The organism is Pseudomonas sp. Pseusp97 (assembly GCF_047304025.1).
Taxonomy (GTDB): Bacteria; Pseudomonadota; Gammaproteobacteria; order Pseudomonadales; family Pseudomonadaceae; genus Pseudomonas.
In genome coordinates, this window is sequence record NZ_JBGLYK010000216.1 from 1 (window position 1) to 9,508 (window position 9,508).

6 protein-coding genes are annotated in these 9,508 nt (G+C 65.6%); 2 read left to right on the forward strand and 4 right to left on the reverse strand.

What is annotated here, in order from left to right; all coding sequences use genetic code 11:
- Positions 1-573, reverse strand: a 573-nt coding sequence (locus ACCC94_RS24575) for a thiamine pyrophosphate-binding protein (RefSeq protein ID WP_413352223.1), incomplete at its 3' end; no start/stop codon positions are given.
- Positions 574-823: 250 nt separating this feature from the next.
- Between ACCC94_RS24575 and ACCC94_RS24580 the strand changes: the two genes are divergently transcribed.
- Positions 824-2,728, forward strand: a complete 1,905-nt coding sequence (locus tag ACCC94_RS24580; protein ID WP_413352225.1) for a M14 family metallopeptidase — start codon at positions 824-826, stop codon at positions 2,726-2,728.
- Positions 2,729-2,809: 81 nt separating this feature from the next.
- On the opposite strand, the gene ACCC94_RS24585 is transcribed toward ACCC94_RS24580, so the two are convergent.
- The 3 genes from ACCC94_RS24585 to ACCC94_RS24595 form a co-directional block, all read right to left on the reverse strand.
- Positions 2,810-3,268 (reverse strand): hypothetical protein, encoded by a 459-nt coding sequence (locus tag ACCC94_RS24585; RefSeq protein WP_413352227.1) that lies wholly within the window; start codon positions 3,266-3,268, stop codon positions 2,810-2,812.
- Positions 3,269-3,322: 54 nt separating this feature from the next.
- Positions 3,323-6,172 carry a valine--tRNA ligase gene (locus ACCC94_RS24590; protein ID WP_413352229.1) on the reverse strand — a complete coding sequence of 950 codons (2,850 nt, stop codon included), beginning with the start codon at positions 6,170-6,172 and terminating at the stop codon, positions 3,323-3,325.
- A gap of 1,606 nt (positions 6,173-7,778) precedes the next feature.
- Positions 7,779-9,065: an OprD family porin gene (locus ACCC94_RS24595; RefSeq protein WP_413352231.1), complete on the reverse strand. Its 1,287-nt coding sequence runs from the start codon at positions 9,063-9,065 to the stop codon at positions 7,779-7,781.
- A gap of 193 nt (positions 9,066-9,258) precedes the next feature.
- Between ACCC94_RS24595 and ACCC94_RS24600 the strand changes: the two genes are divergently transcribed.
- On the forward strand, positions 9,259-9,508 hold a 250-nt coding region (locus ACCC94_RS24600), incomplete at its 3' end, for a DUF6021 family protein (protein ID WP_413352233.1).

Below are 9,508 nucleotides of genomic sequence, written 5' to 3' on the forward strand. Positions count from 1 at the left end.
GTCCGCGCTCGGGGCCGCGCGGGTGACAGGCGTCGGCGCTACGTCGGCGACCTGTGCGGAGCCGAACAGCACTTCCTCCGGCAACCCGATCACCACCGGGCCGGGCCGCCCGGACTGGGCGACGCGGAAGGCGCGGGCGACGACCTCGGGCAGGCGGCGGATATCGTCGACCTCGGTGGCCCACTTGGCCAGGCCGCCGAACATCTGCCGGTAGTCCACTTCCTGGAAGGCCTCGCGGCCCTTGAAGGCGCTTTCCACCTGGCCGATGAACAGGATCATCGGCGTCGAGTCCTGCATTGCCGTGTGCACGCCGTTGGCCGCGTGGGTAGCGCCCGGACCGCGGGTGACGAAGCAGATGCCCGGTAGGCCGGTGAGCTTGCCGTAGGCGTCGGCCATGTTCGAGGCGGCGCCTTCGTGGCGGGTGACGATGGTCTGGATACCGGCCGCATCGTGCAGGGCATCCAGCACCGGCAGGTAGCTTTCGCCGGGAATGCAGTAGACGGTATCCACGGCGTGGTGCAGCAGGGCATCGACAAGGATCTGGCCGCCGTTGCGGGCCGGAGTATCGGACATGGGCTCGGGGTTCCTCGGCAGGGGGAGCAGGGCGCAGCTGTGCGCTGATCTTCGACGAACCGGCGCGGCGATCCAAGCGAGCATTCTTCGCAAGGTCATTCCTTGGGGGAATGAACGGCGGCTTGAGGGAGGCGCACGCCAGAGCGGCCGCGACGACGAGCCGCGCTGGCAATTTTCCGGGGTTGTCTATGGTTCATGCACGGGCGCAGTCGCGTCCGCAGGACGATTTTGCTGCAAAAGGAGAACCCCCATGTCCCACGTTTCGTCCCGGGCACTGCTCGCCGGCCTGTTCGCCACCTCCAGCCTGCCCCTGTATGCCGCCCTGCCTTCGGCGCCGGGGTACATCGATGACAGCGGCTACAGCGCCGCCGCGAAAACCCGCATTCTCCCGGCGATGTTCGAGCAGAAGCTCACCAGCACGAAGTACATCGCCAAGGCCGATGACCCGCTGATCACGCTGGCCGAATCCACGGGCTTCAAGCAGACCTCCGACTACTACCAGACCCGCGCCTGGCTGCAGAAGCTGGCCGATGCCTCCGGCGGCGCCATCGCCCTCAGCGACCTGCCGGAAAACAGCGCCACTGGCGAGCCGATGCTGCTGGTGACCGCCAGCCGCGAGGCGGACAAGTCGGCGGCGGGGTTGAACAAGTCCGGCAGACCGACGATCTTCGTCGAGGCTGAAATCCACCCCGGCGAGGCCAACGGCAAGGACGCCATGTTCATGCTGCTGCGTGACATGACCACCGGCGACAAACCGCTGGCCGCTCTGCTGGACAAGGTCAACATCCTCTTCATCCCCACCGTGAACATCGATGGCGACCTGCGCCGCAGCCCCTACGGGCGGATCAACCAGAACGGCCCGCAGGTTACCGGCTGGCGCGTGAACGGCCTGAACTACAACCTCAACCGCGACTTCACCAAGCTCGACAGCGCGGAGATCCGCAACGTCGCCTCGGTGTTCAACCAGTACGACCTGAGCTTCTTCGCCGACACCCACTCCACCGATGGCGCGATGTATCCCTACGACAGCTCCTACTGCCACAACGGCAATGGTTGGTCGCCGGCTTCCAGCGAGTGGATGGACAAGGTGATGCGCGGCCCGGTGTACAAGGAGCTGGAAGGCAATGGGCATGTGGTCCACGAGTGCATCAGCTTCAACGACAACCAGGACCCGACCCAGGGCTACTACCCGTACCGCACGGACCTCGCGCGTTTCTCCAACCAGTACGGCGACATCCGCAACGTGCCCTCGATCCTCATCGAGCAGCATGCCCTGCACCCGTACGAGACCCAGGTGCTGGGCAACTACGTGATGCTCAAGGCGATGTTCCAGGTGATCGGCGACAACGCCGATTCGCTGAAACAGGCGATCTCGAAGGATCGCGAACGGCTGGCGGCGCAGAAGGAGGTGATCCTCACCTGGAAGCCGGGCGATGCACAGCACACGCCGTTCACCGTGGGCGATTACCGCTACGAGGTGTCGCCCATCACCGGCAAGAAGACCATCGTCTGGAGCAACAAGCCCAAGCAACTGAACGTGCCGGTCACCGACAACTCGGTGCCGGACCTGGTGGTGAAGCGGCCCAGGCAGTACGTGGTGCCGGTGCAGTGGAGCGAGGTGATCGCGCGCCTGAAGTCCCACGGCATCCAGATGAAGACCCTGGACAAGGCCACGCCCATCGAGGTAACCCTGTACCGCATGGACAACATCAAGCTGGCCGGCGGCTTCGAGCCTGATCGCGCCGCCACCAACGAGATTCCCGGCTACGAGGGGCACCTGCTGGTCAGCGGCGTCGGCAAGCCGTTCCAGCGCCTGCAGACCTACCCGGCAGGCTCGGTGGTGATCGACACCGACCAGCCGCTGGGCGTGCTGGCGGTCAACCTGCTGACGGCGGAAAGCCCGGACTCGTTCTGGTCCTGGGGCTTCTTCAACTCGACCCTGGTGGTAGCCGAGGAGCCGGAGGAGTACGTGATGGAGCCGATGGCGCGCAAGATGCTCGCCGAGGACCCGAAGCTGAAGGCCGAGTTCGAGCAGAAGCTCAAGGACGACAAGGCCTTCGCCAAGGACGCCCAGGCGCGCCTGCAGTGGTTCTACCAGCGCACGCCGTTTTATGACGTGAATGCCTATGTGTATCCGGTGGGCGCGGTGTACTAGCGGCTGATTGTAGGAGCGAGCTTGCTCGCGAACGGACTTGGCGCCGGGCCGTTCGCGAGCAAGCTCGCTCCTGCCGACTCTTTACGGCAGCCTTGCCGCTCGGCGACGCAGGGCGCGGTGGCGTCCGGCGAAGAACAGGCGCAGGAAGAGTTTCACCAGCGGGGCGCCGAACAGCGGTTCGACGGTGAGCTGGTCCACTACCCGGGTGCCATGGGCGCAGGGCTCCAGCGTGCGCTCGTGGCGCCAGAGGCGCATTCCGGTCATGGGCGATTCCTCGATGAAGCCTTCGCCGCTGCGCAGTTCGCGCAGGGTCAGGCGCGAGGTGCCCAGCGGGATCACGCCCAGCAGCCAGAGCCAACTGGTGAACAGCGGCTGGCCGGGCACGACCTGCAGGTCTTCGAGATTGTTGATGCCGCGGGGGATGCTCATCCACAGCAGCGGGCGCATCTCGTCGCGCAGGCAGCGCACGTCGGTGACCCAGCGCCAGGCCAGTTCGGCATCGACGCGCAGGGTGGATTCGAAGCGCAGCGAGAGGGTCATCGTCCTTCCCTGAAAATGCACAAGGCCCGCACGGGGCGGGCCTTGTGGTGACGCTTACAGACTGGCGATCTTCTCGCGCTGCTGGATCAGGTTGGTCACGGCCTGTTCGGCCTCGGCCAGCTTGGCGCGTTCCTTCTCGATCACTTCCGGCGGGGCCTTGGCGACGAAGCCCTCGTTGGACAGCTTGCCGCCCACGCGTTTGACTTCGCCTTCCAGGCGCTGGATTTCCTTGTCCAGGCGCGCCATCTCGGCAGCCTTGTCGATCAGGCCGGCCATCGGCACCAGCACCTGCAGGTCGCCGACCAGCGCGGTGGCGGACATCGGCGGCTCTTCGCCTTCGTCCAGCACGCGGATGGTCTCGAGCTTGGCCAGCTTCATCAGCAGCGGCTCGTTGTCGGCCAGACGACGGTGGTCTTCAGGGGACGCGTTGTTCAGCACCAGGTCGATGCGCTTGGCCATGGAGATGTTCATCTCGCCGCGGATCTGGCGGATGCCCAGCATCAGGGCCTTGACCCATTCGATGTCGCCTTCGGCGGCGGCGTCGATCTTCGCCTCGTCGGCGATCGGCCAGGGTTGCAGCATCAGGGTGTCACCGGACTTGCCGGCGGCGGTCTTGATGCGCTGCCAGATTTCTTCGGTGATGAACGGCATGAACGGGTGCGCCAGGCGCAGTGCGGTTTCCAGCACGCGCGCCAGGGTGCGGCGGGTGCCGCGCTGGCGCTCGATGGGTGCGTTCTCGTCCCACAGCACCGGCTTGACCAGCTCCAGGTACCAGGCGCAGTACTCGTCCCAGATGAACTCGTAGAGGGCCTGGGTGGCCAGGTCGAAGCGGAAGGCGTCCAGCTGGCGCGCGACTTCGATCTCGGTACGCTGCAGGGCGGAGATGATCCAGCGGTCCACCGAGGACAGCTCGACCGGCTCGCCGTTGACGCCGGTGTCCTTGCCATCGGTGTTCTCGATGACGAAGTTGGCGGCGTTCCACAGCTTGTTGCAGAAGTTGCGGTAGCCCTCGACGCGGCCCATGTCGAACTTGATGTCGCGACCGGTGGAAGCCAGCGAGCAGAAGGTGAAGCGCAGGGCGTCGGTGCCGTAGCTGGCGATGCCTTCGGGGAACTCGGCCTTGGTCTGCTTGGCGATCTTCTCGGCGAGCTTGGGCTGCATCATGCCGCTGGTGCGTTTCTCCAGCAGCTCGTCGAGGGTAATGCCATCGACTATGTCCAGCGGGTCGAGCACGTTGCCCTTGGACTTGGACATCTTCTGGCCCTGGCCGTCGCGTACCAGACCGTGGACGTAGACGGTCTTGAACGGGATCTGCGCGGTGCCATCGCCATTCTTGATCAGGTGCATGGTCAGCATGATCATGCGCGCAACCCAGAAGAAGATGATGTCGAAGCCGGTCACCAGCACGTCGGTGGGGTGGAAGGTCTTCAGGTATTCGGTCTGTTCCGGCCAGCCGAGGGTGGAGAAGGTCCACAGGCCCGAGCTGAACCAGGTGTCGAGGACGTCTTCGTCCTGGCGCAGGTTGGCGTCGCCCAGGTTGTGCTTGGCGCGCACTTCGGCCTCGTTGCGGCCGACGTAGACGTTGCCGGCGTCGTCGTACCAGGCCGGGATGCGGTGGCCCCACCACAGCTGACGGCTGATGCACCAGTCCTGGATGTCGCGCATCCAGCTGAAGTACATGTTCTCGTACTGCTTGGGCACGAACTGGATGCGGCCATCTTCCACGGCGGCGATGGCGGGCTCCGCCAGCGGCTTGGTGGAGACGTACCACTGGTCGGTCAGCCAGGGCTCGATGACGGTGCCGGAGCGGTCGCCCTTGGGTACTTTCAGCGCGTGGTCGTCGACCTTGTCGAGCAGGCCGAGGGCGTCGAAGTCGGCGACGATCTGCTTGCGCGCGACGAAGCGGTCGAGGCCGGCGTAGGCGGCCGGCAGGCTGGCGTCCAGGTCCGGGTTGACGCTGCCGTCGAGCTTGAACACCTGGGCGACGGCGAGGATCGCGGCGTCCTTGTCGAAGATGTTGATCAGCGGCAGGTCGTGGCGCTTGCCGACTTCATAGTCGTTGAAGTCGTGGGCCGGGGTGATCTTCACGCAGCCGGTGCCGAACTCGCGGTCGACGTAATCGTCGGCGATGATCGGGATGCGCCGGCCCACCAGCGGCAGGTCGATGAAGGTGCCGATCAGCGCGGCGTAGCGCTCGTCTTCCGGGTGCACGGCGACGGCGCTGTCACCCAGCACGGTTTCCGGGCGGGTGGTGGCAACGACCAGGTGGTCCTTGCCGTCGGCGGTCTTGTTGCCGTCGGCCAGCGGGTAGCGCAGGTGCCAGAGGTGGCCCTTCTCGTCGTGGTTCTCCACTTCGAGGTCGGAAATGGCGGTGTGGAACTTGGTGTCCCAGTTGACCAGACGCTTGCCGCGGTAGATCAGGCCGTCCTCGTGCAGGCGCACAAAGGCTTCCTTCACGGCGTTGGACAGGCCTTCGTCCATGGTGAAGCGCTCGCGCGACCAGTCCACGGAGGAGCCCAGGCGGCGAATCTGGCGGGTGATGGTGCCGCCGGACTGGTCCTTCCACTCCCAGACCTTCTCCAGGAACTTCTCGCGGCCCAGGTCGTGACGGGCGATGCCCTGCGCGGCCAGCTGGCGCTCCACCACCATCTGGGTGGCGATGCCGGCGTGGTCGGTGCCCGGCTGCCACAGGGTGTTGCGGCCCTGCATGCGGCGGTAGCGGATCAGCGCGTCCATGATGGCGTTGTTGAAGCCGTGGCCCATGTGCAGGCTGCCGGTGACGTTCGGCGGCGGGATCATGATGGTGTACGGCTCGCCGGAACCTTGCGGGGCGAAGTAGTTCTCTTTCTCCCACAGGGGGTACCAGTGGGATTCGATGGCGTGGGGCTGGTAGGTCTTGTCCATGAGCGCGGCGGGACCCTGATAAGGCTAGACGGAAAACCGCTGAGTATAACGGGTGGCGGGGAGTTCAGGCCACCGGTGTGGTGGGAGGCTTGGCTGCTGCACCGTCGTTTTAGTGAGCGTAGGAGCGGACTCCGTCCGCGATCGCGCGCGTCGGCATGGCCTCCCGTGTTTGGGCTTCTGTAGGAGCGGAGCTTCTCCGCGATGCTTTTGCTCTGGGTGTTCTGCGCCGCTTCGGCGTGCGCGCGGGTCTTGTGTTTCGCCCCCTCGGGCGACCTACTTTGCCAAACGACGCAAAGTAGGCAAAGGTCTTGCCCCGGACATCCGGTTTTTCGCCTAGGCGAAAAATTCCCTCGTTGAAACAAAGTTTCAGGGGCACGCCGCGAAGGGCCATCCCTGGCCCATCGCAGCTCTCGCGACATCCATGTCGCTCAACCCCTGAAACTCCGCTTCAACGAGGCCTCCTGAACGGGGCGTTCGGCGTGCGCGGAGGTTTCTCTGGAAGCCTTTAGAGCCGGAGCCGGAGCCGGAGCCGGCGCGGAGCGGGAGAGGTGGTGCTCTTCGTAGGAGCGGACCTTGTCCGCGAAATCCCTCGCGGCGGAAGCGAATCTTTCAGGATCACCCCGGATCATCCCGCCAACTGTAGGAGCGAGCTTGCTCGCGAACCCGTTCGAGCCCGCGTGGTGGCTGGTCGATCGCGGACAGAGTCCGCTCCTACGCAGGCGCAAACCGCCGGAGTATTCCCTGGGGCCGCCGCCATCCGCGATGGATTTCGCGGACAAGGTCCGCTCCTACCTGAAATATCGCGCGGGGGCACGCCCTCTCCCCCCGCCCTGGCTGCGCGCCCCGCTCCGAAGGGAGAGGGAGCTGTCCGTGCCGGCTGATGCCATGGATTCCTCCTGCACCGACCGGTCCCCTCTCCCTTCAGGGAGAGGGTTAGGGAGAGGGAAGTCCAAGGCACGGACTATCAAAAGAAGACAGTTGCTCCTACGCAGGCGCAAACCGCCGGAGTATTCCCTGGGGCCGCCGCCTTCCGCGAAGGATTTCGCGGACAAGGTCCGCTCCTACGAAAAGCCACGCTGCGTTGCTCAGGCTCAGGCTCAGGCTCATGCTCATGCTCATGCTCATGCTCATGCTCATGCTCATGCTCTGGCTCATGCTCTGGCTCATGCTCTGGCTGTTGCCTTTGATGTCTTCCAGAAAAACATCCGCACGCGCCGAAGTGCCCCTTTCAGGAGGCCGAAGGTGATCGGAGTTTCAGGGGCCGAGCGACATGGATGTCGCGAGAGCGTTGCCGGGCCAGGGATGGCCCGTCAACGCGGGCCCCTGAAACTCCGAGGAACCGAGGGTACTTTTCGCGAAGCGAAAAGCCGGATGGCAGGGGCGAGCCCTTTGGTTACTTTCTGGCGTTTGAGAAAGTGACTCGCCCGAGGGGGCGAAACAAAGAGTCCGCGCGCACGCCGAAGCGGCGCAGAACCCCTAAGCCGAAGCAACAGGCGGCCCTGCCGGCGCATCGCGCGCATGGCGCGCTCCTACAGAGCGGCGCTACATACCGGTGATTACCGGCAGGAAAGGGGCCCGACGAGCGCGCAGGCCCCGTTCCGGCCAGTCAGAGAATCGAGAAGTTGTAACTCGCGATCAGCCGCACCTCATCCACGTCACGCGCCGACTGTTCATAGTTGGTGCGATAGGTGGCGTTGCGCAGGCGCAGGCTCAGGTCCTTGAAGGTGCCCGCCTGGATCACGTATTTGAACTCCACATCACGCTCCCATTCCTTGCCTTCATCCCCATTGGCCAGAGCGATGTGATCGCCATTGACGTAGCGGGTCATGAAGCTCAGGCCGGGCACGCCGACGCTGCGCAGGTCGAAGTCGTAGCGCAGTTGCCAGGAGCGCTCCTGCGCATTGGCGAAGTCGTTCACCTGCACGTAGTTGGCGAGGTAGGGGTTGCTGCCGTCGAGGTAGGGCATGGAGCTGTCGCCGCTCATGCGCTGCCAGCCGGCGCTGAGGATGTGGCCGCCCTGGGCATAGGACAGCAGCAGGCTCAACGCGCGGTTGTCGATCTCGCCGGCGCGGGCCGAGCCGTCGTCGTCGCTGTCGAACCAGCGCAGGTCGGCGGTGACCTTGCCGGCACCCAGCGCCTGCTTGCCGACGACGCCGAGGTAGCGCTGGCGGTAGACGTTCGCCAGCCCGCCCTGGGCGTACTGCAGCAGGAGCTGGTCGTTGACCTGGTAATCCGCCTGGTAGGAGTCGAAGCGGTTGCCGGTGGTGTCGCAGGCGTAGCGCTTGTTCTTGCAGTTCAGCCGCACGTCCTGGGCATCGGTGGAGTCGCGCGCGGTGTAGCGCTCCAGGCGCGTGGCGGTGAGCTTGAGGTGGGCGATTTCCTCGCTGGTCAACTGCGCGCCGTGGAACATGTTGGGCAGCAGGCGACCGTCGTTGTACTTGAGCAGCGGCATGTCCGGCAGCATCGCGCCGTACTTGAACTGGGTGTGGGAGACCCGCAGCTTGCCGGTGACGCCGGCCTTGGCGTACTGGCCCGCGGAGTGGCGCGGGTCGTGGCCGCTGGAGGGCAGCAGGCCGCTGTTGCTGTCGGCGGGGCTGGAGTCGAGCTTGACGCCGAGCATGGCCAGGGCATCGATGCCGAAGCCGACTGTGCCTTCGGTGTAGCCCGACTGCAGATTGAGGATGAAGCCCTGTGCGCTTTCCTCGCGCTTGGAGGCGCCCTGCGGGTTGGACGAGCTGCCGTCGCGGAAGTCGCGGTTGAAGTAGAAGGTGCGCGATTCCAGGCGCGCGCTGCTGTCCTCCAGGAAGTCGGCGCTGGCCGGGGCGGCGATGCCGCCGAGCAGGGCGAGGGCGCCCAGGCGGGCGAGCGGGCTGGAGGAATGGGGCGAGGGCATGCGGTGACTCCGGGGGCGCTAAAAAAGCGCGCGAAGGTGTCACAGATGAGACGGTGGGTCTTTGCGACCATGGTCTAGATCGCGGGTTTTCGCGGGGAAGGCTTGTCCCTGGGGCGCCGCTCGGCAATCGGCTGAAACCTTCCCATCGGCTTCGCGTCCACCGCAGGGCATGGATAAATTCCTGGAGGTGAGCATGAAAGGCCATGGTGAAATCAGAGAGCGCCCGAGCGTTGCTCCGGAACGCTGGCCGGACAGGTCCGGCCCCGGCGACAAGCGTGGGCTGCCGGGCTACCCGCAGCGCGAGGGCCCGGCCGGAGGCTCGCGAAAGGTGGACCCGGAGCTGGGCTTCGATCCGGATTCGCCGGACGTGGCCGACCCGCAGATCGATCCGCCGCATCCGCCCCACGTTCCCCACGATGGCCCCGACCCGCAGGGCCAGCGGC

Coding starts and splice junctions, on each gene's coding strand:
- ACCC94_RS24580 (WP_413352225.1), top strand. CDS start 824: ATGTCCCACGTTTCGTCCCGGGCACTGCTCGCCGGCCTGTTCGCCACC.
- ACCC94_RS24585 (WP_413352227.1), bottom strand. CDS start 3,268: ATGACCCTCTCGCTGCGCTTCGAATCCACCCTGCGCGTCGATGCCGAA.
- ACCC94_RS24590 (WP_413352229.1), bottom strand. CDS start 6,172: ATGGACAAGACCTACCAGCCCCACGCCATCGAATCCCACTGGTACCCC.
- ACCC94_RS24595 (WP_413352231.1), bottom strand. CDS start 9,065: ATGCCCTCGCCCCATTCCTCCAGCCCGCTCGCCCGCCTGGGCGCCCTC.